Origin of the sequence: Flagellimonas onchidii, assembly GCF_004804315.1 — a bacterium.
GTDB lineage: Bacteria > Bacteroidota > Bacteroidia > Flavobacteriales > Flavobacteriaceae > Flagellimonas > Flagellimonas onchidii.
In genome coordinates, this window is record NZ_SRXX01000025.1 from 1 (window position 1) to 25,322 (window position 25,322).

Below are 25,322 nucleotides of genomic sequence, written 5' to 3' on the forward strand. Positions count from 1 at the left end.
ACATCCTGTAGAGTTGTTTTATTCTTCTCATGTCCAATAGTCTGTTCGCCATACTGTTATATTTTTTGAAAAATATAACCCTTTGGCACCCCCTATTGGATACGTTTTTGAAAGTGGTTCACTTTGGCGGGAATCACTGGCTCAATTTTGCAAGAATTTGCACTACAGCAATCGGGAATAAATTCTATCTGTATGTCTTTAAACTAAAGTGGACTAGCCAGGCTTAAAGTTAAGTTATAGTTTTGACATGGTTAGTTGATGATTTTTTCTTCTCGATTTCATAGTTTTCTCTTTGATCATTTTTCGTTGTTTTAGTATTTGTCCATCCCTTCCAAAATAGACGTCTGTTGGGGTCACGTTTTGCAATGATTCGTGGTATCTTCTATTGTTGTAATAATCCACGAACTCTGCGATACGGGCCTTTAGTTCACTTGGGAGGTAGTAGTGTTCCAGCTTAACGATGTTTTTCATCGATCTGTGGTAACGTTCTATCTTTCCCTGCGTCTGTGGGTGTAAGGGACGGCCCCCGATGTGTTTCATGTCCTTGTCATCGATGTACTCTTTAAGTTCATTGCTGATGTGGCATGGGCCATTGTCCGACAAGAGTTTTGGTCTCTGTTCATTGCATATTCCAGCTTTCTCCAAAGCCTTATCAATAGTTCGTGTCACATCTTTGGCATGCATGGTCGGGCACAGTTCCCAATGGATGATATAACGGCTGTAATCGTCCAATATAGTTGACAGATAATACCATCCCCATCCCTGAAGTCCGTCTGCCACATTTGATTGATTCCAGTGGTTTTATCCTTGAACTCACTGGAAGCTCCTGTCAGGTCGAATACCAGTGTGGTAATCAATCCGTTTGCCTTCAGAATGCGGTAAACAGAACTTTCCGATATGTAGTACCTTTTTTCATCTACCATCTTGCACGCAATACCCCTTGGTGATTCCTCTGGGTAATCCAATGCCATATCGACCACTTCAGCACGTACCCGATCCGGGATACGGTTCCAATAGGTATTACGGGCCCTTGGTTTGGGTGCCAACCCCTCCATGCCTTCTTCCAGATACTTAGCGTACCAGTTGTAGAAGGTATCTTATGAAGTCCTATTTCTTTGAGGGTACGGTTTACACCGATCTCAGAAGTCTCCACAAGGCGTATGATCTGGTATTTCTCTGCTTGGGTAAATCGCATATACCTTCTGTGTTTTACTCTAAGCCTGTTGTGCTTTTTTTCAAAAGGCGGTTGTCCAACATCAACTCAGCTACCGTCTCCTTGAGCTGGGAGTTTTCACTGCGCAACTCCTTCACCTCTGTGGTGTTGGCCTCACGCATAGTATCACCCATGAGCCGTTTCTTGCCTGCTTCTAAAAAATCCTTGCTCCATCTGTAATACAGAGTTGGAGCAATGCCTTCCTTTCGACAAATGGCCGATACGGAGTCCTCACCCTTGAGGCCTTCCAATACGATACGGATCTTTTCCTCTGCCGAGAACTTTCGGCGAGTCTTTCTCTTGATATCTTTTACAATTGATTCTGTGGTTTTCTTCTTTGCCATAATAAGTGGATTTAAAGTTAATGATTACATCATCAAGGCTAGCCTTGATGATGATCAAAACTCTCACTTAACTATCTGGCTAAATCAGTCCACTTTTGTCTGAAGATTTACAATTCTATCTAATAGAGACCTAGTGAATTGTGTTCACAAGAATCGGCACATCCCTTTGAAAAATTCTTCTAAACTCATATTGTGAATTTTCATAATTTAATCAAGTTTATAATGGTAAGGTTTTCTCCTTTTTCAATGCACCAATAATTTTTAGGAGGGAAACCATTTTCAATAGCAAAAGTTTCATAACTGGTATATCCACTCTGTATTCTTAACTTTTTTACACGATTAGCTGTGAGTTACCTTTCGTTTGTGTATTTCGTCTGCATAAATAAAAAATTACGGAAAACGTGCGACGCACATTACGTTAAATATGAAACATAATTATCTTAGTTCAAAGGGCCATAGGTCTGCATCATTATAAATAAACACCAACAGATAATGATATGCTTTTAGCGTGGGCGTAAAATTCTATCTCTTACTAGTGTTGATTTGTTTCAATCCTTTCAATTTTCTATTGAAATGGATTATGTAAGTGAAATTGAAGCCAAAGTTCAGGTTGGGATTTTTAAAGTTGAAGTTATTTCGAGTTCTGGTGATAAAGGAATCTTCTACCATGCTGGGAGCATTGGTGAGCATAAATTGTAACATTACATCGCCAATTTCCCAATTTACACCCAATCCGAATGGACCATAAGTATCTGTCGACTCAATGGGATTGAACACCGTATAGTACTCTGACACCAAGGAAACATGATTGCTCAGTTTGTATCTACCTCCAAATCCCAAAGCAAAATGGTTTTTTGTCTCTCCCGAATCACCACCAAGTCCTTTATGGACAAATGTGGGCGCCAACTGCAGTGAGAATTTTGAGTTGAACTTTCGGGCCAACAGAATCTGGGAGGTGTAAGACAACCTTCCTGAAAATGAATCGTTAAAATATGGAAGGTTCAGTGCGCTACTATTGTAACTGGCGTTTTGAAAGATTGTAATATTAAACGGGACTCCTTTAGAATCATTTCGTTGCCTGATAAGCCTATATTTCAGATAGCCATCAAAAAGTCCATCCCAGGTAGATCCACCAAAACCTGTTGACAATCTGTCGCTCCAGGCATACTCCAAAGCAATCCGCACATTTATTTTGTCAACTCCAAACTTTTGAGAGCGAAGTTCAGGGGTATTCCAAAACCTATTAGCAACAAAAACCTCCAAAATTCCCTTCTTTCTGGTTTCAACAGAATGACCATAAGTAATTCTGGTTGTTTTAAAGGTAGCTGAAGTATATTGGGGAAGAGTATCCTTTTGTTCTTTCTCCAGAATGTCTAATAGTCCTTTTTGAGCCTCTGCAGTGAATGCAAAAGCTAATAGGGCTAACATTATCAAAATAATTCTACTCTTCATAAGGTAAACATTCAAATCTAAAATCTACAGAAATGGTCTTCGCAATGTTGCCTGCCAACAAAGGCGGTATTTTGATCTTATAATCCTGAACTATGGTCTCGAAAGTGCCGGACAATATATAGGTTCGTTCTCTACGCTCTATTTTGGTCTTGATTTCCAATTGTTTGGTCACTCCATGCATGGAGAAATTTCCTTGTATTATCCGCGTCTGTTCTCCAGATAAGGTTGGGTCAAAATCAGATATAACCCCCTCAAAAATTGCCTTTGGATAAATATCTGATTCCACATAGCTTTCATTGAAATGTTCCCTCATCAACGCTTTTTCAAAGATAAAGGCATTCATTAGCATACTAACAGCGATTTCATTCGTCTGCAAATCCACAATACCCAATACTTGGTTGTTCTCTGCCTTTATATTCTCAACAGAAGTGTACGAAAAGAAAGACACATGGCCTTGTCTTTCTATGAACTTCGTATGTTCCTGCGCGAATGTGCAAAAGCAAAAAAATACAAAAAACGGAATGAGTCTGTTCCTACTATTCATGGATTACTATACAGTTCAAAAATATGGCATCTTTTAAAAAGCCTTTATATATGCCCTTAACCACAATGGTATCGTTGGCAGAAAGGTGTTTTATATAGTCCCTTTGATCATCGGCCATATCACATATAATACTTGGATGTTCTCTATCTCCAGTCCCTAAAATTATAGTGATTCTATTGTTTCGATTATTAACTTCTTTGATTGCTCCAGTAATTTCCACAACTTTTTCAGAAACAAGACCAATGCTCTCAGAAGCGTTCAGTTCAAGTTTTGTGATCAAGTTATGGGCGTTAATATATAGTTCGGGGTCTTTGTTGTAGACATTTTCAGAATTCAAGGGAAGGGTAAACCAAATCAAACAAAGGCCCATAACAAGCAAAATGGACGTGAGTATTACTTTACCAAAAACACCTATTTTTTTAGTTCCTCGCATTGGCTCCAATAAAAACCCAGAGCCTGTTAACAAGCTCTGGATTCAAAACTACTAAAACAATTTCCCTTTTCAATTTAGTTAAGCCGCACTGTACCCCACCTTTTCACAGCTACATAAGGGGGGTACATAGTTTTCTTCCTTGATGACATCGCCTTTTGGAGGGTACCCAAGTTCCATTAATTTGTTAAGGGCCATTGATAGCTCGTTGGCACGGGCAAACTGAAAAACTACCAAGGATTCCACAGGATATGTATAAACATTGGAAATGTCATCAACACACAATAATTCCTTCTCTATTCTTTCAGCACAGTAAATACAAAAAGACTGCTGTACATGTATTCTTGCTAAACTCTTTTTCATAGCATAGTGATTTAAAATACCCTTGAAATATTAAATCCGAAAAAAATGTCCCCTTCACTCCAGTCTCCTGTAGTTTGACCTAAAAAGTTGTTGATATTCATCGGTTGCGCATTCGTAAAATGCAATTGAAAAACATGCCCTCCTGTTTCCAAATCAAATCCTATTGAAAGTGGATTCCGAAACGGCGAAGCCCCAGCTCTGTTTAAGTGGATGCCATAATCCATGTTTATACTCCAACGCTTGGTCAGTTTATGTCTTCCGCCAATCCCCAAGGCATATTGTGAATTATCCTGTTCGGTAACACTAACTAAGTTGTTATGGAAAAAGGTGGGAGCCAGTTGCAACGACAGCTTTTCGTTCACTTTTCTTGAAACCAATAGTTGGGTTGCATACCCGAGTTTGTGCTTAAACTCTAGTCCGGGTAAATTATCCTCATCCAAGGAGGTGTTTATCTGAACACTGTTATACAATACAATAGTTACAGGAAAGTCTCCCTTTTTTTGCCTTAGCAGCCTTAGTTTTAGAGCTCCTTCATAGGTTTTTTGAAACGAGCTTCGTGAAATACTAACATTGATGCCATCTGTAATTCCATAGATTAAATTCAATCTGGTAACAGCCTGATCCAATCCAAAAAAGTCTTCAATCCCTGTTTTTATAGAGCCAAAACGATGTGAAACAACGAAATACAGTTCCTTTTCCGACACCATTTTTGTGGATTCAAAATTTACCACCTTTAAACCCTTAAAAGCAGCCGTTTCAAAATCCTCGGAAGTTTCTAAATCTATTTCCTCCAATAGGTCTTGTCCACAAATAAACTGTGGTAGTACTGCCAAAAGGATAAAAAGTTTTTTTATGTTTTTCATGTTCTTTAATTAGTTATGGTTGCTTGGTCAATCTTAACAAGTTCAAGAAGGTCATCATATCCAATGCATCTTCCTTTAATGGAAATATGATTTCCTTTTTCAACCTTGGACAGTGGGGTACTAATAAAGTTCACTTGCACTTTATCATCCAAGGTCACTGAATTTTTCTCAACGTCGGTTACGTTTCCCGATGTGAGCAACACTTGATCTATATATACATTGCCCTCTTTGGTAAATCCCGAGAAAAGTTCATCGGCAGACAATTCGTATCGAGCGGTTTCTGCGGCTACATTTCTTTGTCCAGGATTAAGATATTTGTAGCCCATAAATGCTAAAGCGCATATTGCCAGAATTAATAATGATGCTATTAAGCTCTTTTTGGACATCATTTTTTGCTCAGTTTAAAGTCAATCTTCACTTGCACTTCCTTAGCAATTTTATTTCTTACAATTTTTGGGATTTTAATGTCAAAATCTAATGGTGTCACAATAAAACCTCCTATCATTTGCAGCACATCCCCAATCCGTTGCATTTGCACGGTTGTGGTTATTTCTTTGTCCTTGCCATGAAAATTCAAAATTCCCTTGAGATTCACATCCATAACATCCGGACCCAATTCTTTTAAATCAAAATCTTGCAATTGCCCCCTAAAAATTGCCTTCGGATAGGTTTCCGATTCGACATAGTTCTCATTAAAATGCTCTTGCATTAGGGAATTCTTGAATTGAAACCCTATAACTAGGGCCAACGATGCAATCTTATTGCTTTGGGAGTCATAAATGGTTGTAACCGACTTATTGATTGCTTTGACTTCTTCGAAGACCTCCTCAGAAGCCTCAAAAATGATAATCCCATTTTTGTCGATAAACTTCTCCTGGGCCTGTAATTGCAAGGTGCTTGAACAAATCAATAGGCACCCTGCAATTCCACTTATCAAACTTTTAAGCATCCCTAATCAATTTTCAGGGGTTTCTGCATCAATCCATTCTTGAAACAAATCAATGGTTGTCTGTGGCAATCGACCTCCAGGAGGCATTGCCTTGGTCTCTCCAGCTTGCTTGCTAATAGCTGCAAGAATGCCATCAGCTCTACTACTAACGTCATTAAACGTGTTTAAAGAAAAAGGGGCTCCGTTTGTAGGCGTAGCACCATGGCAACCCAAACAACTACCACTAATAACACCACGAATATTACCCACATAGGTAACTTCTCCGTTTCCAGGACCATCATCGGTTAAATCATCCTCGTTTTCACTAGAGCAACTGGTAATCACTGCCAAAGCCACTGTCGTGGAAAAGAGCATCAAACTTTTTTTCATAATGTTGGATTTATTAAGTTATAGCGTTAAAGCCAATTGAATTTTGATAAATCAAAGCAACCGAAAATCCCTTTCACGCACCTATAAAATGTGGGCGAAGGGGAAATAACGGCCTTAACAAGGAATATTTTGGTTTGAAAGGAATATCCAGATTTACAGTATTTGTCAATTCCTTGATAAGGTTTTGTTTGATAACAAAATCATTATATATTCGGGAAAAACAGGGTGAATCTTCATGAGAAAGGACAGACTTTATTTCTTGACTTTTATCACTATAGTCGTTATCTATACGATTATCGCAAGTATTGCCCTGCACTATATCAACAGGTCCGAAACCATCACTTTACTTGACACGTGTTTAGAGTTCAGTAAAAACGAAACCAAAACTTTTGCAACACTTGTAAGCCATCAAATGAACGCAGGTGTTGGAAAGGAAGCCGTCATCCAAAATGTACAGCAAAGTCTTGAAGAAACAGATTTGGATATTGGATACTTAAGTATTTTGGATTGGTCTGGAGAGATTGTTTGTCATCCCGATATTAGGAAAGTTGGGGAACAAGCGGGGGCCACAAAATCCTTTGTTTCCTCAGTGACTGATGAACTTACCTCAGACAGCTTTTATACCCAATTGAAAACGCGGCTAAAAGAAATGGAAAAGGCTGGATCAGACAGCCTTGTTAGTCAATCGGAGGTAATCCACATGCATTCTGTTGCCGGGACCGACTGGATTGTCGCGGCCCATATTGGATTGGGTAAAATTTCGGTAAAACTTAAGGAGATGCGTAACCGGTTCTTCTTCATTTTTATGGTTATGGGACTTTTGGTGGCACTCACCTACGTAGCTGCGGTAAGATTGCTTGGAAGCGCTTATGAGAAACGACTTGAACTTAAAAACAGACAATTGGAGGATGAAGTGTTCAATCTTTCAAAATTAAATAGAGCTGTTGGGGATTATCAACAACGGGTGAATGATTCAGGAATGGTTGAATCCGAAGAACCGCCCTCCAAAAGACGTATTCTTACCTATTTGCGAGATGAACTTCTTCCTATACCTATTAAAGAAATAGCCCATATTTATACGGAAAACACCATTACCTATGTTGTTTGTTTTGATGGTAAGCGTACGACGTCCAACTCAAGTTTGGAAGAGCTATTCTCACAATTGGACAGCGAACATTTTTTTAGAGCGAATCGACAGTTCATAATTGCCATATCTAGCATTGATAAAATTGTAAGGTACGGAAACAATCAATTAAAGATATTGGTTACACCAAGACCTGATTCAAATATTATTATTAGTAAAAACAAAGCAGCCGAATTCAAGCAATGGTTGAATCTTTAATTTTGCTCACCACAACGAAGTTTCTTTGGCATTCAGAAATAGAGGGCAAGGCAAGACAAAAACCGTGCGAAAGTACGGCTTTTGTATTTTGGGCACTATTTTCTTTCGGTGAGAAAAGTAGCCGAAGTGAATCCTAAGTAGGAGGGTAAGCTATTTTATAAATGGTTAAACAATGCTTTTATCTGCTCCCAATACATCTTCACCAAAATAGCGCAACTTATAAAAACCATCACGGCCAAATAAAACAAAAGTCCACCATCCCCCTGAACTTCGATACCCAAAACGGTAAGATGAAAAAATAACGCCCCAGATATTACGCCAAGCCCCAAAAGCGCACCAAGACCTACTGTTCTGGACCATAACAAAAGTATACCGGCAACAAGCTCGATTACACCACTGCCATAACGACCCCAGGGTTCCATACCTACGGTTTCAAAAATATAGATACTTTCTGCCGCACCGGAAAATTTAAAAAAGAGAGTTTGCAACAAAATCACTGCAGCTACTAGACGTAATATCCATGAGAAAACAGTCTTCATTATTAAAAAAGTTTGAGTTCATGTATTGGTCACTGTTGACAGCTCCAACTTACACCATGTATAAACCAAGGCTTTGTTCTTAGAGAATGCTACAATTTCGTTATGGAGGTCCTCTTTTTTGCAAAAAAAAGATAAATTACCATAATCATTTGGTTTCATAGGAGTTTACGAACTACTTTGTTAGCAAGTTCAGATAACCTAAATTAAGGATGTCCATTTAATAAGGAAATAAATGAAAAACCTAATCAAAAACATCAATCAATTTGTCGTATTGTTAATAGTCTTGGTTTTAGCTGCTTGTAATCCGTCCAAGAAAAAATCCAATGAAGATGCCGTTACAATAGAGAATGAAACCTCTAATCGTCACCCAAATGTATTGCTCATTTATATGGATGATTTGGGTTATGGCGATGTGAGCGCTTATGGCGTTGGCACTCTGGAAACCCCCAATATCGACCGGATTGCAAAGAATGGCATCCGTTTTACCAATGGCTATGCGACTTCGGCTACCTGTACTCCAAGTAGGTATGCTATTTTGTCGGGAGAATACCCTTGGAAGAATCAAAAAGCCCGTATTCTGCCAGGGAATGCACCATTATTATTTGATACCTCAAAAGAAACATTGCCTTCTATGCTGAAAAAGGCTGAATACACTACGGCTGTTATTGGAAAATGGCACTTAGGTCTCGGCGGAGAAACGATGGACTGGAACACTTCTATAAAACCGGGGCCAAATGAAATTGGATTTGATTATTCCTACATTTTGGCGTCCACCAATGACCGTGTTCCCTCAGTGTATGTTGAGAATGACAGGGTGGTCGGCCTGGATCCAGCAGATTCCTTAAAAGTCAGTTACCAAGAGAACTTTCCCGGGGAACCAACAGGGCGGGAAAACCCAGAGTTATTGAAACTTCATCCCAGCCATGGCCACGACATGAGTGTGCATAATGGAATTTCTCGAATAGGCTATATGAAAGGAGGTAAATCAGCACTGTTTATTGATGAAGATATGTCCGATACGATAATGGTTCGAACCAAAAACTTTATAAAATCAAATAAGGATAACCCTTTCTTTCTTTTTTATTCGCTTCATCAACCCCATGTACCCAGAGTACCGCATCCAAGATTTGAAGGAAGCTCGGGAATGGGCCCCAGAGGAGATGCCATTTTAGAGGCGGATTGGGCGATTGGACAAGTTTTGGATCAATTGGACGAATTAGGTATCGCAGAAAACACAATAGTGATTTTCTCAAGTGATAATGGACCGGTTCTGGATGATGGATATATAGATGATGCAAATGAGAAACTAGGAGATCACACACCACGAGGTGGTCTAAGAGGGGGTAAGTATAGTATGCTCGAAGCGGGCACTAGAGTTCCCTTCTTAGTGAGTTGGCCGGGAAAAATAAAACCGGGTGTGTCGGATGCTTTGGTTTGTCAGTTGGATTTCATGGGGTCTTTGGCAAGCCTTATCGGTTTGGAAAACCCAAGTACCGATAGTCAAGACACCTTGGAAGCCTTTCTGGGAACTTCCGATAAAGGAAGAGATGAATTGGTGTTGGAAGCCACTGGGAAAATCTTTTTCCGGAAAGGAAATTGGGTCATGATCCCTCCACACAAAGGACCTAAGATTACCAATAAATGGGTCAGGAACGAAACAGGAAATAGTGAAGATTACCAATTGTACAATTTAGATACTGATTTGGGGCAGCAAAAAAACCTGGCTTCTGAACATCCTGAAAAAGTGGAAAAGATGCTTAAAACCATGAAGGGCATCGAAGGAAGGTAAGAGGATAATGAGGCAGGAACAAAATAGGAACCGCATATTTTTTAAAGCCATAGCTTGGTTATTTTGCTTATCAAGCTTGTTCACTTCATGTGCACAGGAAAAGAAACCAAACTTTATCATTTTTTTTGTTGATGACTTGGGATGGAATGATGTGGGGTATATGGGAAGTAAGTATTACGAGACTCCTCATATAGACCAAATGGCAAAAGAGGGAATGGTGTTTACCAATGCTTATGCCAATGCACCCAATTGTGCACCGTCAAGGGCCTGTTTAATGAGTGGGCAATACAGCCCAAGGCATGGTGTATATACAGTTGGACGTCCGGATAGAGGAAAAGTAGAGAACAGGAAATTGGTTCCGCATCCCAATAAAACAGAATTATCGGGAGAGATTGTTACTATAGCCGAAGCGCTGAAAAAGTTTGGCTATACCAATGCACACATGGGGAAGTGGCACCTTGGCAATAGTGACAAAACAAGACCCGAGGCTCAAGGGTTTGATGTAAATATTGGTGGAAACGAGCTGGGGCATCCGAAATCCTACTTTAGCCCATATAGAAACCCTGACCTATCGGACGGAAAAGAAGGGGAGTACTTAACAGATCGTCTTACTAACGAAGCATTGGATTTTATCAATAGCAATAAGGAAAATCCTTTTTTCCTATATCTCTCGCACTATGCTGTGCATACACCAATTCAGGCCAAATCTGATTTAATATCAAAGTATAAGGACAAGAAACCGCATCTAGGGCAAGATAATCCTTCGTATGCTGCCATGGTCGAGAGCATGGATCAGAGTCTAGGCAGAATACTTCAAAAACTAAAAGAGCTTGATTTAGATGAGAATACCTTGGTGCTGTTCTTTTCAGATAATGGAGGTCATGGCGGTATAACAAATCACACTCCCTTAAAAGGTTCTAAAGGCATGTTATACGAAGGTGGCATCCGTGAACCCATGATTGCATGGTGGCCAAAGAATATTCGATCAGGCTCTAGGTCAGATGAAGTTGTAATAGGAACGGATTTTTATCCAACCTTGGTAACATTGGCTGGTGGAAACCCAAAAGATTTTCCAATTGATGGTGAAGATTTGACTCCCTTGTTTTTTCAAAAAAACAATTTGGAAAGAGAAGCAATTTATTGGCATTTCCCTGCTTATTTGGAAGGATATCTCGGCATAAAACAAGAAGAAGCGCTTACCAGGGGGTGGCGTGCAGTTCCATCAGGAGCCATACGAAAAGGTGATTGGAAACTTATAGAAGATTTTGAGGATGGCCGTCTTCAACTATATAACATTAAAGAAGACATTTCCGAAAGCAATGATTTATCCGCCAGTCATCCAGAGAAAAAAGAAGAGCTATGGAAAGATTTAAAGAACTGGAGAAAGAATTTTAACGCTCCGGTGCCAACAGAGAAAAATTCATTATACGAAACTAAGTAACAATCAGAGAGATACCATTATGAGATTCCCTTTCAAAAAGTTGAGTTATATTTTCCTTGTTGTATTGATCCTTACGTTTGTTGGGTGTCAAGACAAGAATAAGGAAACAAAACCGGAAAAAAGCCGACCTAACATCATCTATATATTGGCCGATGATTTGGGTTACGGAGAATTAGGTGTTTATGGACAAGAAAAGATAGAGACCCCGAACATAGATGCCCTTGCTCAAAACGGAATGCTATTTACCCAACACTATACTGGAGCACCAGTGTGTGCCCCGGCCCGCTATATGTTGATGACAGGAAAGCATGCAGGACATTCCTTTATCAGAGGTAATCATGAATGGAGGGAAAGAGGAAAGGTCTGGGATTATCGAGAGATGATTCTTGATTCCACATTAGAAGGGCAGCACCCAATACCATCCGAGACTGTTTTGTTTCCAGAGTTGTTGCAGAAAGAGGGCTATGCTACGGGGATGGTTGGCAAATGGGGACTTGGAGCACCGCACACAGATGCTATTCCAACCAAAAAGGGCTTTGATTTTTTCTATGGATATAACTGTCAAAGACAAGCGCATACTTATTATCCAGTGCATTTGTATAAAAATGAAAATAGGGTTCACCTTAATAACGATACCATACCTCCGCACACAAAACTTGCTGAAGGAGCTGACCCGAATGACCCGGAAAGCTACAAAAACTTTAGATTGAACGACTATGCCCCCGATTTGATGTTCGATGAAATGATGGGATTCATATCCGAAAACGAGCAAAAGCCCTTCTTTCTTTATTGGGCGTCACCTATACCACATAATGCTATTCAAGCCCCTCAAAAATGGGAGGAATATTACAAGAAAAAATTTGGAGAAGAAGAACCTTACTTGGGCAACATCGGTTATTTTCCGCATCAAAATCCAAGGGCAGGATATGCAGCGATGATTTCCTATTTTGATGAAAATGTGGGAAAATTGGTTGACTATTTAAAAGAGAATGATCTTTATGAAAACACGATTATAATGTTCACTTCAGATAACGGTGTCACCTTTTCAGGAGGTACTGATGGTGAATTTTTTAATAGCTCAGGAGTTTTTGGTGAGGAGCGGGGAAGAGGTAAAGGCTTTGTGTACGAGGGAGGTGTCAGAGTACCAATGATTGCCACTTGGCCCAACCATATAAAGCCAGGGAGTAAAACCGACCATATCTCCGCACATTATGATGTTATGGCCACGTTGTTTGATCTTATCGATGTGGAAAACCCCTTGGAAACGGATGGAATCAGCTTTTTACCGACGCTTAAAGGTGAAGAAGGTCAGGAAAAACATGACTTCTTATACTGGGAGTTTCCAGAATACGGTGGTCAAGTTGCCATTAGAATGGGTGATTGGAAAGTGGTCAGGCAAAACCTGAAAGACCCTAAAAAAGAACCAACGTTGGAACTTTACAATCTTGCTGAAGATCCAGCCGAACTGAAAAATGTAGCTGACGAAAACCCAGAGATTCTTGCAAAGGCAGCGGAAGTTTTCTCAAAGGAGCATACAAACTCTGAGGTTGAAAGATTTAGGATTCCATTGATTGAAAATGGATTGCTCTCCGCAATGAAGTAGGCCTTTTAAATAGACCTTGACAAAAACAGAAATACAGATATTACCAAATGATAAAATGGAGATTCACGGGACTGCCACTATGCATACATTGGTTTCTTGTAAGACTCAAGTTGAACACCAAAAAAGACCAAACGTACTTTTTATAATTGCCGATGATTTGTTGTAGGTTCAGTACAAGACAAAATATGAAAGCTATTCATATACAATCTTAAATTGGATTTGCCTGAAAAGAACCCTATGGATATGACAACACAGCCTGATTCTATCAAATCAAAGATGATGGGCTTCAAGAAAGTGCTATATCAATATAGGTAGAAACGGGTTTTCTCTTTCCCAAAAAGATTAATAGAGGTAACTATCCACATTTTCTGAGTTGATAATTTGAATGGGCAACAAGCTCTTTTTGGAAATTTCCTTGCCCAATAGAAGTTTTTCGACCAAGCCTTTCAACCCTAGGGATGCCTGAAGCTTCGGGGATTGGTGTATAAGAAACTTAATATCATTGGACCTTAGGTATTCGATATTTTCCTCCAAAAGGTCATAGCCCAATACAACTTTGGATTTTCCAAGATTTTTGAGCACTCTCACAATTCGGTAAGCTTTGGACGTACTTACGAATAAAGCATTAATATTTTCATTTCTCTCAACAAAGTCGGCAAATTTTTGTTCAAATCCATTTACTCCTATGGTCAAGGTAATTACATCATAACCTTCTCTTGTTTCAAAAAATTGCCGAAAACCTTTCTCTTTCTCCCTTAAATGGACGGCATTGGTAGATTCCTCATCGATGTGAACAATGGCAATTTTAGAAGGAGCTTCCAATGCATCTGCCATTAACTTTGCAGCTACTCTACCACTCATAAAAAGGTCCAATCCGACGTATAGGTCAACAGCACTTCCATGAAAACTGTTAAATGTGCCGGTAAGGATGCTTTTGTGCTCTAGTTCCATCAAAAGATGGTCACTTTCCTTTTCAAATAAGGGAACAAACAAAAATGCATCAATATGTTGGTCTAAAAGTCTTAGGCCGATGGTCAGAAAAGATTTGGGCTCTGAAGGATCATAATAATGTAAGGATATGTCAATATCGAACGCCCCGTATTCATTTACTACTTCTTCTATTCCTTGTTTGCCGGGTAGCCAAAAAGGATCTTTTTCGGAATCGGGAAGAAGCACTTTTATAATGTAAACGGTATTATTTTTAAGAGTCCTTGCAATGGGGTTTGGTCTGTAGTCAAGTTCTTTTAAGGCTTTATTTACGCTCGTCAACGCCTTTTTGGAAACTTTTCCTCGATTGTGGAGCACTCTGTCCACAGTTCCGATAGACACACCGGCGGCATTTGCAATATCCTTTATGGTGTACTTTTTCCTCATACCTTACAAATATATCAAAAACACATTGCCAAAAAATGTGTACGTTAACACAATTTACTATATTTGCCACAAACCAATGAAAATCCACCGTTAAACGTTCAGGAAATAGACGTAATTTCGCGGAAATGAACAAGATGCACAAAGAGAAAATAGTAGTTAAGGCTCCTGGCAGAACCTGTCTTTTTGGAGACCACCAAGATTACTTGGGACTTCCTGTAATTGCATGTGCAATAGATAGATATATGCTACTTAAGGGCGAAATCAATAACAATGGCCAGTTGATTGTAAACATGCCCGATGTAGGACATACAAGAACCTTTAAGATAGGAAAAGATAATGGTACACCGGAACAAGGAGACTTTTTGCTCACAGCGCTTAAAGTTTTGGAAAAATATGGATGCATTCCTGATAAGGGGTATACGGTAGAAATAACCAGTAACATAGCCATAAATGCCGGAACCTCTAGTTCCAGTGCCCTTCTTTTGGTTTGGGTCCAATTCTTGGTCGAAGCTTTTGGATGCGATCGTAAGGTTGATAAAGGGCTACTTTCCCAGCTCGCATACGAAGCTGAAGTAACTTATCATGGAAGTCCAGGAGGTAAAATGGACCAATATAGTATTGGAATGGGTAATATCATTTATTTGGAAACTGGCGACAAGTTTTCATATGAAATGTTTTATCAACCCATTTCCGGACTTATAGTTGCTGAATCGGGAATACCAAAACAGACCACAGGGGTCTTAGGTGAACTTAAGACCAAGGCTCTCATGGCCATCGATGAAGTTGCGAAAAATTGCCCAGATTTTAATTTGGAGACGGCTACTGAAGAAGATCTTCCCAAGTATCTTGAATATGTTTCTGAAGACTTGAAGATTTATTTCTCCGCAGCGATTATCAATCACAGCATAACCCAGAAGGCGCTGCAAGAATTCAAGAAAACTGAATTGAATGTTGAAAGAATTGGTGAGTTGATGAACCATCATCATCATATTCTAAAAGACTATCTAGATCTTACCGTTCCAAAAATTGACAATATGGTGGATGCTGCATTGGCTGCAGGTGCTTTGGGTGCAAAAATTGTAGGATCTGGACGAGGAGGAAGCATCGTAGTATTGGCAAAGGACGGAGATCAAGATAAAGTGGTGAAGGCATTGATAGAAGGAGGTGCAGAAAACGCCTACGCCGTTTCTGTTGATGAGGGCGTTAGAATTGTGCAATAAAATCTAAAAAATAAAATGAGCAAACATACTACCAGTTTAGTGGTTTTAGCCGGTGGAGCTTCTTCCAGAATGAAAAAGCCACCAAAAGAAGGTAAAGGACTTTCAGAAAAAGAAATCGAAGAGGCTAACCAACGGAGCAAGAGTCTTATAACTGTTAGCAACGATGGTCGTCCTATGATGGATTATGTGCTGTACAATATCAAGAAAGCCGGTTTTACCAACATCTATATCGTCATTGGTCCAAAAGGTGATCTTTTTAAAAATTTTTACGGAGATCAAGGCACGGATAATAATTTTCACGGGATGAAGCTATCGTTTGCCGTGCAGCATATACCCGAAGGACGGGTAAAGCCTTTTGGAACGGCAGATGCGCTATACCAAGCGGTAGAGCAGTTCCCCGAATTGAATGAGACCAGTTATGTTGTCTGTAACAGTGATAATCTTTATTCTGTTGAAGCCTTAAAGTTACTTGCGGAAAGCGCTTCGCCCCATGCTTTCATTGCTTATGATAGAGATGCATTAAGTTTCCCTTCAGAAAGAATTTCCAGATTCGCCCTTGTAGAACTTGATTCAAATGGAGCCTTGACCAATATTGTTGAAAAACCATCTGAGAATGAAGTGGAAAACTATAGAGATACTTCAGGAAAGCTGAGAGTGAGCATGAATGTTTTCAAATTTGATGGTAACATGATGTACCCTTACCTTAAAAATTGTCCGGTGCATCCTGAAAGAAATGAAAAAGAGCTTCCAACCGCATTGATGAATATGCTGGATGATAACGAAGGGACCATGATTGGCCTGCCTTTGTCAGAACATGTGCCTGATTTGACATCCAAGGAAGACATCAAAGAAGTCAAAACATATCTTGAAAAGTATTACCCTAAATTGGATTGGGATTTGTAAATAAAATCCCAATGATTTGAGCGCTTTCGTTCTGCATTCCCTTTTTGAACCTTATTTTTACATAAAGTTCAACTGAATGCTCAAAAAGCTTTTCCCGATTTTCTCATGGATAAGGGAGTACAATCGCTCTTGCCTGTTCAATGATGTAACTGCCGGAATTACCTTGGGCATTATGTTGGTCCCTCAGGGTATGGCTTATGCCATGATTGCTGGGATGCCTCCTATATATGGCCTTTATGCTGCATTGGTTCCCCAATTGGTTTATGCCGTAACAGGAACTTCTAGACAGTTAGCTGTTGGGCCAGTCGCAATGGACTCTTTGTTGGTTGCAGCCGGCATAGGAGCCTTACAGCTTTCCAACATCCAGGACTATATAGCCGCTGTCTTATTTTTGACACTGATTATTGGAGGTTTGCAGCTCATATTGGGGTTTTTAAGGATGGGCTTTTTCGTCAACTTCTTGTCTAAACCCGTAATAAGTGGATTTACTTCCGCCGCCGCAATTTTGATTGGCTTAGGGCAATTAAAACATGTTTTGGGAATAGAAATCCAACAATCGAGTAAAATCTATATTCTCTTATCCAATATTTTCGGGGAATTGCACGGTATAAATCTTTATGCTCTGTTAATGGGTATGGGCGCTATTCTATTGATACTTTTGGTAGGGAAGATGAGCAAAAAAATACCTGCACCCCTATTACTGGTGATTTTGGGAATAGCTGCCGTATTTGCATTCGGATTGGAAACCAAAGGGGTCAAGGTGGTAGGTGAAATTCCTAAGGGACTTCCTGAATTCATACTGCCGGATTTAAGCGTTAATGGATTGGGACAATTGATTCCAATAGCAATTACCATAGCACTCTTTGGTTATATGGAATCTATTTCCATTGCTAAATCTATAGAAGAAAAACATCCAGAATATGAAATTGATGCTAATCAGGAATTAAAGGCATTGGGACTTTCCAATCTTTTGGGGTCCCTATTTCAATCTTTTCCGGTTTCCGGAAGTTTTTCAAGAACTGCGGTTAATGATCAGGCGGGTGCCAAAACAGGCGTAAGCTTGATTATAAGTGCTTTGATAATTGCTGGAACATTACTTTTCTTAACTCCATTCTTTTATAACCTTCCTACAACTGTCTTGGGCGCTATCATTATTGTTTCGGTATTTGGATTGATTGATGTAAAGTACCCGATTATACTGTTCAAGCATAGAAAAGATGAATTTTTTCTATTGATAACCACTTTTATCATGACTCTTTTTATTGGTTTGATAGAGGGAATCTTACTTGGAGTATTGCTCTCCTTGTTACTTCTGGTTTACCGAACTTCACATCCACATATTGCAGTCTTGGGAAGAATCAAAGGCTCGGATTACTTTAAGAATGTGGAACGATTCTCCAAAGAAGTGGACATTGACAAAGACAAGTTGATTATTAGGTTTGATGCCCAACTATATTTTGGCAACAAGGATTATTTTAAAAAAGAATTGTACAGGCATATCGACCGAAAAGGGCCACTTCTTAATTATGTGATATTGAATGCTGAGGCCATAAATTATATAGACAGCAGTGCCGCTTCAATGTTGGAAAGAATTATAAAAGATTTACATAAAAAAGGGATTCGTTTCTTTGTTGCAGGTGCCATAGGTCCCACCCGTGATATTTTCTTCAGTAGTGGACTGATAAATGTCATAGGAACGGAAAATCTTTTTGTGCGAACTTTCGAGGCTGTTGCATATTGTACGAATCAAACAGAAAGAAACGAAATTCAAGAAAAAATATCCTTACAATCCAAAGCGAAGCATTTGTAACTTTGATTATTGGGTTGTCTAAACTTTAAAAATGTAGTTTATGAAAATAGAACAGATATATACCGGATGCTTGGCACAGGGAGCCTACTATATTGAAAGTGAGGGCGAAGCCGCCATTGTGGATCCCTTGCGAGAGGTCAAGCCCTATGTCAAACGCGCTAAGGATGATGAAGCCGAAATCAAATACATTTTCGAAACCCATTTTCATGCCGATTTCGTAAGTGGACACGTGACCTTGTCAAAGGAAACCGGAGCACCGATTATCTATGGACCCAACGCAAACCCTTCCTTTGAAGCGATCAGTGCTCAAGACGGGCAAGAATTTAAGTTGGGCAAATTGACTATAAAGGTACTGCACACACCTGGACACACGATGGAAAGCACAACCTTTCTATTAAGGGACGAGACAGGAAAAGACTATGCCATTTTTAGCGGGGATACACTTTTCTTAGGAGATGTGGGAAGACCCGATTTGGCCCAAAAAGCGGCCCATATGACCCAAGAAGAACTGGCAGGTACCTTGTTTGATAGTCTTCGCAATAAAATAATGCCTTTGGCAGACGATGTAATCGTTTATCCCGCGCATGGTGCAGGTTCGGCATGTGGAAAAAACATGATGAAGGAAACGGTTGATACGCTAGGGAACCAAAAGAAGATGAACTATGCACTTCGTGCCAACATGACCAGGGATGAATTCATCAAAGAAGTCACGGATGGACTTTTACCGCCTCCACAGTACTTTCCTTTGAACGTAAAAATGAACAAAGAAGGATATGAGGATATCGACACAATACTGGAAAGGGGTACCAGGGCATTATCTCCCGATGCTTTTGAAGCTGCTGCAAACGAAACTGGTGCTGTAGTGCTAGATGTACGCCATCAAGACGAATTTGCTTCCGCTCACGTACCTAGATCCATTTTTATTGGATTGGGGGGTAGTTTTGCACCATGGGTCGGAGCTTTGATTGCTGATGTGGAACAACCTATTCTTTTAGTGGCCCCCGAAGGTAAAGAGGAGGAGACCATCACTAGGCTTTCGCGCGTTGGATTCGATGCTACCTTAGGCTATTTGGAAGGTGGCATTGAAGCATGGAAAGCCGCTGGAAAAGAAGTTGATACCGTTAAAAGTGTAAACGCAGATGAGTTGAAACAAAAGTTGGAAGATAAAGTGCCTGTATTCGATGTTAGAAAAGAATCTGAATTTAATGCAGAACATATAGATGTAGCAAAGTTGACCCCTTTGGATTTCCTCAATGACCATTTATCTGAATTTCCAGAGGAAGAAACATTTTATGTGCATTGTGCAGGGGGATACCGTAGCATGATTGCCGCTTCTATTTTGAAAAGTAGGGGAATTCATAATTTAATTGACGTGGCGGGAGGATTCAAAGCTATCAAGGAAGCTGGGATTCCGGTAACAGATTTCGTTTGTCCAACAACACTTAAATAATGAAGCTTCAACAGATTTGGATGGTGTTTGTTTTGCTTGTGGTTTTGGGCTGCAAGCAGGAAACTTCAGAAGTTATTATCATTACAAAACCAGAATTGGTAGCCGTCTTGGAGGAGGGAAACATCCAATTAGTGGATGTGAGAAGACCTGAGGAATATAAACAAGGTCACATCAATGGAGCAACAAACATTAATGTCTTGGATTCTGTTGGTTTTGTCAAAGGAGTTGTTTCATTGGACAAAAAAAACCCGATTTACATCTATTGTCAGGCTGGGAAAAGAAGTAAAAAAGCTTCCGAAAAATTAAAAGAAATGGGATTCTTGACCATTTATGATTATTCGGAAGGGTACGGCTCTTGGGAGGACTAGATTTTCTTCTGTTTTGATTTGAATCCATAAACCAATTGTTTCCAAAAACTCTTTGGAATTTTTTCGTCACCAGGAAAGCCCAAGGGAATCGTTCCACTTTGTTCAGGAATATAGTTGGTTTTAAAAAGATAATCCCATAGACTTAGGCTGATGCCAAAATTCACACCATATCTCCCTTCAGGAAGGGTATAGGAATGATGGTATAAATGCATCACTGGATTGTTCAATATATATTTTAATGGCCCCCAAGTCAATTTGATGTTTGCATGGTTTAAATGCCCAATAGCAATGGCTGCAAAATGTACAATGTAGGCTTGCTCTGGTTCAAACCCTCCTAAAAACATTACCCCAAGAGTTTTTAGCGGTTTGTACAGAATGTTTTCCATCCAGTGGTATCTCAGATGAGCTGCAAACCCCATCTCTTTTACACTATGGTGAATTTTATGGAATTGCCATAACACTGGAAACTTATGAAGGCAGACATGTGTAAACCACTGTACAAAATCCAAAAGAATAAAGAAAACAAGAAGTTGTAACCACTGGGGCCACGAAATCGGATTCACAATCGCCAAACTTTTGGACGTAACACCAAGATTTGTAAAAGCTACCTCGAGGAGGTTATAAAATCCGCTTATGAAAATGGCGAAAATGAAAAAATTGAAGAACATGTAGAATGCATCCAACCAAAAATCCTTCCGAAAAATCGATTGTTCTTTTCGCCAAGGGAAGGTCATTTCCAATATCCAAACGAGTATAGAAATTACGATTAACCCCCAAAAGTAGTTGGTGTACCACGGTACATCAAATAGTATGGAATTCCATGTCCAGCGGGCAGCTCCTTCAAAACCATCGGTTAAGGCTGTGATGTAGTCATTCATAACGGAAAGATAGAACTATTTTCAACCATAATTAAGCATTCAGTTATCCTTGTTTTGTTTAAAGGTTTAATTTTATGCAAACTAAAGTTACACCATGGAAATAATATATCAACCTTGGCCATGGTATGTATCAGGACCATTGATTGCGGTGGTCATGTTCATATTGATTATGTCAGGGAAACGGTTCGGAATGTCATCAAACCTAAGAACACTTTGTACCATATGCGGAGCGGGAAAACACGCTGATTTTTTTCAATTTGATTGGAAATCACAACGTTGGAACCTAGTAGTTGTGGCGGGGACCATAATAGGAGGGTTTATTGGAGCTAATCTTCTATCACCAGAGTCATCAGTGACTATTGCAAAAGATACAGTTATAGAACTACAGAATTTGGGGTTTGATAGCGCCGGTTCGGCCTACATGCCCACGGAACTTTTTGACAATTTCGTTTTTACAGACCTTAAAAGTATGGCCTTGTTAATTATCGGAGGGTTTTTGGTAGGCTTTGGAGCTCGATATGCGGGGGGATGTACCTCTGGTCATGCCATTTCGGGACTCAGCAATTTGCAAGTACCATCTTTAATTGCCGTATTCGGTTTTTTTCTGGGAGGGTTGTTTATGGTTCACGTTTTATTTCCATTGATTTTTTAGCATGAGAACACTTATTCATTTATTGATAGGAATATTTTTTGGAATTCTATTATTCAAATGTGAAGCAGCATCTTGGTTCCGCATTTATGAAATGTTTCGGTTCGATGCTTTCCATATGTATGGCATTATTGGCTCTGCTCTGGTTGTGGGCATTATTTTGATACAGCTGATAAAGAGGTTCAATCTCAAATCTTTTTATGGAGAGAAAATAGAAATACCTTCAAAAGAAAAGAGTTTTAGAAGATACCTGTTCGGTGGAATCTTTTTTGGACTGGGTTGGGCTTTGGCTGGAGCATGTCCTGGGCCTATTTTTACACTGTTGGGTGCAGGGTTTCTTCCTATTGCGGTGGTATTAATTTCTGCGGTTTTGGGAACATTTGTTTACGGGATTTTAAAGAATCGATTGCCGCATTGAAGTTGGAATTAACGTAATATTCGAACATGATGACGAATTTGGATGGTTGTTTCGAACCAACAGCATAGATTTACCAGCTTGAAAAATGTTCCCCTGTGCAAAGAACGGTTTTTATTATAGACGATGATTTGGTGTCACAGTTCGCAACAAGATATTGTATTCAGCAATATCAAGAGGAATTTAATATCATTACTTGTTCCAGCGGAGAAGAAGGATTAGATACCTGTTTGGATTTCGCTGAAAACAGAAATGGTCTGCCAGACATAATTTTTCTGGATTTAGTTATGGATGGGATGGATGGCTGGACTTTTTTGGATAACCTCCAAAACCTTTTTAAAGGTCATAAACTACCAAAAGTATATGTGCTTTCGGCCTTTACCAACACCAATGACCGTAACATAGCCAAGTCTCATAGTTTGGTATCGGGTCATATTGATAAACCACTTTCTAGAAGTCTTTTGGATGGCATTTTTTCACAATAAGAATTTTGGACGTCAATGCTAGTTTGATTGAGAAGGAAAGTACCACCATTAGCGAAAATTATTTCAAAAAAACATATTTTTGCTATTCGTTTTGGGAATGATTCCATAGTTCAATGGATGAAATAGAAGCCTGCCTGCCAAAATCATTAAGGCCTCATAGTTCAAGGGATAGAATAGAAGTTTCCTAAACTTTAGATCCAGGTTCGAGTCCTGGTGAGGCTACTTCGGCAGGCAGGTTCCCTAAACTTTAGGTGTAAGATTAATTTTTGCCGGAATTTCTTTTAAAGTTTTAAGTGATTGATAATATATTTTGAAATGGAAGTTCCGTTCATCCATTTTCATGATATCTTTGACATGTACCTTTTTAAGTAAGTTATAGAGAATTTGGGGATGGTAACAAATCTCTATAGTCCTAGCAAAGCTATCACCTCTAAGTTTAAATCAATACTCGAACACTATTCCGGTATGCCCTTCTAGTTTTTCAACATTAAAACTGTAGTTGGTTCCGCTTTTCTCAAAGGCAACAGGTTTCATTGACGGTACGGCATAAATCTTTTTTATTTGCTTATTTAAATCAATGGAAACAGGAACATCATACAATGGGACTATATCTTCAATTACCTGAGCTTGGCCACGTTGGTGTGGAGAAGCATAAAGCAAATGCAACACATACCTTTTGTCATCAGGTTGGTGCAGCAGGTTGATCCGGCCCGCGCTTGGCAGATCTACTTCTACCATGGGCGATGTTCTCAACAATGAAAGGCTGTTGCTGAAAAGGTCCCGATGTACCCTGGCCCCCAATTCAAAATAGCCCTTGCTCAAATCACTTGCAATGAAAACAATGTTCCCTTTTTTTGTAACCGCTGGATGTTCTGCATTTTTGGATTGATACGGTGTGTTCTGGTGCGAGGAATAGGAATTGATTCTGCGGTTAAAAAAAGGTTCGCGCAAATGGGCCAAAACCTCGGTTCCTTTTTCTGTTTCAACACGAAATGAAGGTTCGTAGTTCAAAAATGGTGAGCGCACCAGGTTTTTTGAAATTTTATCCCCGACAATTGTGTAATCCACATCATATGCTGCCTCTCCTTTGTATTTGACCCCCAAGTCAAAATGGAATTTCTTGTTCTTTTTGTCCAATGCGCTTTTGCCCATTACCAAAAGTTTGCCTCCATTATCAAGGAAATTCTGTAGCCTTTTGACATCTGTTGGACCCAATTCCACACCCCCCGAGAGAATGACCACCTCTATTCCAGACCAATCCTTACGGTTACTGGCCATCACAAAATTTATCTGGTTTTCCAACAGCATTCGGGTAAGGCCTTCATCAAACTCCTTTTTATTGGCAAACCACATTCCAACGGTTGCCTCATGATCCGCTCCGATACCATAATCCTCAATTTTTTCCACATAATCAAAAGCATACCCTATATTCTGATATGTTCCCATATCCATTTTTCCCGATGGGTGGAGTTGGTCTCCAAAGTTTACATTGGCACCAAAGGCGACCATGGAGGCTGCTTCGTACCAAATTGCATCTTTGTGTTTGAATCCTCCAAACTCCCCCCATGCAGTATGGAACTTACCGCTCATTGCCACATAGTCCATATCCAAATTGCCGTAGTATTTGGCCCTTAACGGGAACAGATCGTAACCGTCCCAAGTGGTTGGGAGATCTTCCAGGTCCAATTTGGTATTGTATTGTTCCAATTGATAATCCAAGCTTTGGGGAATACTGAAATGGGTGGTCCAATTGTAGAATATGGAAGCATCTGGCCTATATTTCTTTACAATTTCACGAGTCTTATCGAGGAAAACCTTCATTTTTTTAATGTGGTGCCTTTCCACGGCCTTGGCATCGTTTATATCAACCCCATTGGCTTTGAGGTCTTTCATTCCAAGCTCACTATAATTAGGGTACTGAAAAGGCACAATGTCAAACCAAAAACCGTCCAGGTCATAATTTTTTGCCAATTCTTCGACCTCGGCCAGTATCAGTTCTAGGTAACCTCCTTCAGGGGAAAGTGTGGCCCACGAATAGAAGGGGTATAGCTTTTCACCCTTTCGAATATCATCGTCAAGCCCTGACCCGAACCATATCTCTTTTCCGTTTTTGTCTTTGATGATCCATTCTGGATGTTCCCTTGCATCCTTGGCCGACCAACCAATGGTATAGTAGGCCTGGGCCCTTACACCTATTTCATGACATGCCTCTATCTGCTCTTTTAAAAGATCAAAATTCAAATGTGGGTGTTTTTTCCCCACTTTGGTTTCATAATATGACCATCCGTGATGCCCTTTTGAAAAAATATTGATGGAGTTGACCTTGGCGGTTTTAAGAGCCTCCTGAAATTGTACCTTGGAAAACTCAGAACCAATGTTCTCAATGAGTTCCGAGGTGTGGAAATCCAAATGTATCTGTCGGGTACCTTCCCGATTGCTTATTTTATTTTGGGCAAAAGCTGCATATAACCCTAGTAAGGTTATTGCTACAGATGTGAATATTTTTTTCATAATATGCATTTTAATTAA

At 39.7% G+C, this 25,322-nt stretch carries 24 protein-coding genes, 1 tRNA gene and 1 pseudogene; 13 read left to right on the top strand and 13 right to left on the bottom strand.

Annotation, left to right across the window (positions count from 1 at the left end; translation table 11 throughout):
• Window positions 1–234: 234 nt before the first annotated feature.
• The 9 genes and pseudogenes from E4661_RS17680 to E4661_RS17720 form a co-directional block, all read right to left on the bottom strand.
• A pseudogene (locus E4661_RS17680) lies at window positions 235–1,557 on the bottom strand (IS3 family transposase).
• A gap of 522 nt (window positions 1,558–2,079) precedes the next feature.
• The gene (locus tag E4661_RS17685; protein WP_240751525.1) at window positions 2,080–2,985 is read right to left on the bottom strand and encodes a DUF5777 family beta-barrel protein; all 906 of its coding nucleotides are present in this window, start codon (window positions 2,983–2,985) and stop codon (window positions 2,080–2,082) included.
• Between the two features lie 13 nt (window positions 2,986–2,998).
• Window positions 2,999–3,457: a YceI family protein gene (locus E4661_RS17690; RefSeq protein ID WP_240751526.1), complete on the bottom strand. Its 459-nt coding sequence runs from the start codon at window positions 3,455–3,457 to the stop codon at window positions 2,999–3,001.
• An 88-nt stretch (window positions 3,458–3,545) separates the two neighbouring features.
• Window positions 3,546–3,986 carry an OB-fold protein gene (locus E4661_RS17695; protein WP_136468803.1) on the bottom strand — a complete coding sequence of 147 codons (441 nt, stop codon included), beginning with the start codon at window positions 3,984–3,986 and terminating at the stop codon, window positions 3,546–3,548.
• Window positions 3,987–4,064: 78 nt separating this feature from the next.
• Complete coding sequence (locus tag E4661_RS17700; RefSeq protein ID WP_136468804.1) at window positions 4,065–4,346, bottom strand: hypothetical protein; 282 nt, start codon at window positions 4,344–4,346, stop codon at window positions 4,065–4,067.
• Between the two features lie 11 nt (window positions 4,347–4,357).
• The gene (locus E4661_RS17705) at window positions 4,358–5,209 is read right to left on the bottom strand and encodes a DUF5777 family beta-barrel protein (protein ID WP_205728980.1); all 852 of its coding nucleotides are present in this window, start codon (window positions 5,207–5,209) and stop codon (window positions 4,358–4,360) included.
• A 5-nt stretch (window positions 5,210–5,214) separates the two neighbouring features.
• Window positions 5,215–5,598 (bottom strand): OB-fold protein, encoded by a 384-nt coding sequence (locus tag E4661_RS17710; RefSeq protein WP_136468805.1) that lies wholly within the window; start codon window positions 5,596–5,598, stop codon window positions 5,215–5,217.
• Entirely contained in the window at window positions 5,595–6,158 is a 564-nt protein-coding gene (locus E4661_RS17715) for a YceI family protein (RefSeq protein ID WP_136468806.1), read from the bottom strand. Before E4661_RS17715 ends, E4661_RS17710 begins: the two co-directional genes overlap by 4 nt.
• 6 nt (window positions 6,159–6,164) lie before the next feature.
• Entirely contained in the window at window positions 6,165–6,527 is a 363-nt protein-coding gene (locus tag E4661_RS17720) for a hypothetical protein (RefSeq protein WP_136468807.1), read from the bottom strand.
• A 235-nt stretch (window positions 6,528–6,762) separates the two neighbouring features.
• Here E4661_RS17720 and E4661_RS17725 point away from each other — a divergent pair, with 235 nt between their 5' ends.
• Window positions 6,763–7,869, top strand: coding sequence for a LytR/AlgR family response regulator transcription factor (locus tag E4661_RS17725; protein WP_136468808.1), 1,107 nt, complete (start codon window positions 6,763–6,765; stop codon window positions 7,867–7,869).
• Between the two features lie 155 nt (window positions 7,870–8,024).
• On the opposite strand, the gene E4661_RS17730 is transcribed toward E4661_RS17725, so the two are convergent.
• Entirely contained in the window at window positions 8,025–8,408 is a 384-nt protein-coding gene (locus E4661_RS17730; protein WP_136468809.1) for a DoxX family membrane protein, read from the bottom strand.
• A gap of 232 nt (window positions 8,409–8,640) precedes the next feature.
• Between E4661_RS17730 and E4661_RS17735 the strand changes: the two genes are divergently transcribed.
• The 3 genes from E4661_RS17735 (at window position 8,641) to E4661_RS17745 (ending at window position 13,241) form a co-directional block, all read left to right on the top strand.
• Complete coding sequence (locus tag E4661_RS17735) at window positions 8,641–10,197, top strand: sulfatase family protein (RefSeq protein WP_136468810.1); 1,557 nt, start codon at window positions 8,641–8,643, stop codon at window positions 10,195–10,197.
• A gap of 76 nt (window positions 10,198–10,273) precedes the next feature.
• Entirely contained in the window at window positions 10,274–11,638 is a 1,365-nt protein-coding gene (locus tag E4661_RS17740) for a sulfatase (protein WP_205728981.1), read from the top strand.
• Between the two features lie 40 nt (window positions 11,639–11,678).
• Entirely contained in the window at window positions 11,679–13,241 is a 1,563-nt protein-coding gene (locus tag E4661_RS17745; RefSeq protein WP_240751527.1) for an arylsulfatase, read from the top strand.
• Window positions 13,242–13,583: 342 nt separating this feature from the next.
• Here E4661_RS17745 and E4661_RS17750 read toward each other — a convergent pair whose 3' ends face one another.
• Window positions 13,584–14,615 (bottom strand): LacI family DNA-binding transcriptional regulator, encoded by a 1,032-nt coding sequence (locus E4661_RS17750; protein ID WP_136468813.1) that lies wholly within the window; start codon window positions 14,613–14,615, stop codon window positions 13,584–13,586.
• 125 nt (window positions 14,616–14,740) lie between these two features.
• On the opposite strand from E4661_RS17750, the gene E4661_RS17755 reads away from it, so the two are divergent.
• The 5 genes from E4661_RS17755 to E4661_RS17775 all read left to right on the top strand — a co-directional run bounded on the left by E4661_RS17755 (window position 14,741) and on the right by E4661_RS17775 (window position 20,366).
• Window positions 14,741–15,835: a mevalonate kinase family protein gene (locus E4661_RS17755; RefSeq protein ID WP_240751528.1), complete on the top strand. Its 1,095-nt coding sequence runs from the start codon at window positions 14,741–14,743 to the stop codon at window positions 15,833–15,835.
• 15 nt (window positions 15,836–15,850) lie between these two features.
• Entirely contained in the window at window positions 15,851–16,738 is an 888-nt protein-coding gene (locus tag E4661_RS17760) for a sugar phosphate nucleotidyltransferase (RefSeq protein WP_136468814.1), read from the top strand.
• 76 nt (window positions 16,739–16,814) lie between these two features.
• Window positions 16,815–18,548, top strand: coding sequence for a SulP family inorganic anion transporter (locus tag E4661_RS17765; protein WP_136468815.1), 1,734 nt, complete (start codon window positions 16,815–16,817; stop codon window positions 18,546–18,548).
• A gap of 40 nt (window positions 18,549–18,588) precedes the next feature.
• Window positions 18,589–19,998 carry an MBL fold metallo-hydrolase gene (locus E4661_RS17770; RefSeq protein ID WP_136468816.1) on the top strand — a complete coding sequence of 470 codons (1,410 nt, stop codon included), beginning with the start codon at window positions 18,589–18,591 and terminating at the stop codon, window positions 19,996–19,998.
• Complete coding sequence (locus E4661_RS17775; protein WP_136468817.1) at window positions 19,998–20,366, top strand: rhodanese-like domain-containing protein; 369 nt, start codon at window positions 19,998–20,000, stop codon at window positions 20,364–20,366. Before E4661_RS17770 ends, E4661_RS17775 begins: the two co-directional genes overlap by 1 nt.
• Here the strand turns inward: E4661_RS17775 and E4661_RS17780 are convergent.
• The gene (locus E4661_RS17780; RefSeq protein ID WP_136468818.1) at window positions 20,363–21,244 is read right to left on the bottom strand and encodes a sterol desaturase family protein; all 882 of its coding nucleotides are present in this window, start codon (window positions 21,242–21,244) and stop codon (window positions 20,363–20,365) included. The two genes, E4661_RS17775 and E4661_RS17780, sit on opposite strands and share 4 nt — an antisense overlap.
• Before the next feature lie 94 nt (window positions 21,245–21,338).
• On the opposite strand from E4661_RS17780, the gene E4661_RS17785 reads away from it, so the two are divergent.
• From E4661_RS17785 to E4661_RS17800, 4 genes are all read left to right on the top strand, one after another.
• A complete protein-coding gene (locus E4661_RS17785; RefSeq protein ID WP_136468819.1) occupies window positions 21,339–21,896 on the top strand; it encodes a YeeE/YedE family protein in 558 nt (185 codons plus the stop codon).
• A 1-nt stretch (window position 21,897) separates the two neighbouring features.
• The gene (locus E4661_RS17790) at window positions 21,898–22,311 is read left to right on the top strand and encodes a DUF6691 family protein (protein ID WP_136468820.1); all 414 of its coding nucleotides are present in this window, start codon (window positions 21,898–21,900) and stop codon (window positions 22,309–22,311) included.
• A gap of 95 nt (window positions 22,312–22,406) precedes the next feature.
• Window positions 22,407–22,793 (top strand): response regulator, encoded by a 387-nt coding sequence (locus tag E4661_RS17795; protein ID WP_136468821.1) that lies wholly within the window; start codon window positions 22,407–22,409, stop codon window positions 22,791–22,793.
• A 150-nt stretch (window positions 22,794–22,943) separates the two neighbouring features.
• Window positions 22,944–23,015, top strand: a tRNA-Arg gene (locus E4661_RS17800).
• Between the two features lie 219 nt (window positions 23,016–23,234).
• On the opposite strand, the gene E4661_RS17805 is transcribed toward E4661_RS17800, so the two are convergent.
• A complete protein-coding gene (locus E4661_RS17805) occupies window positions 23,235–25,304 on the bottom strand; it encodes an alpha-amylase family protein (protein ID WP_168796420.1) in 2,070 nt (689 codons plus the stop codon).
• Window positions 25,305–25,322 lie beyond the last annotated feature (18 nt).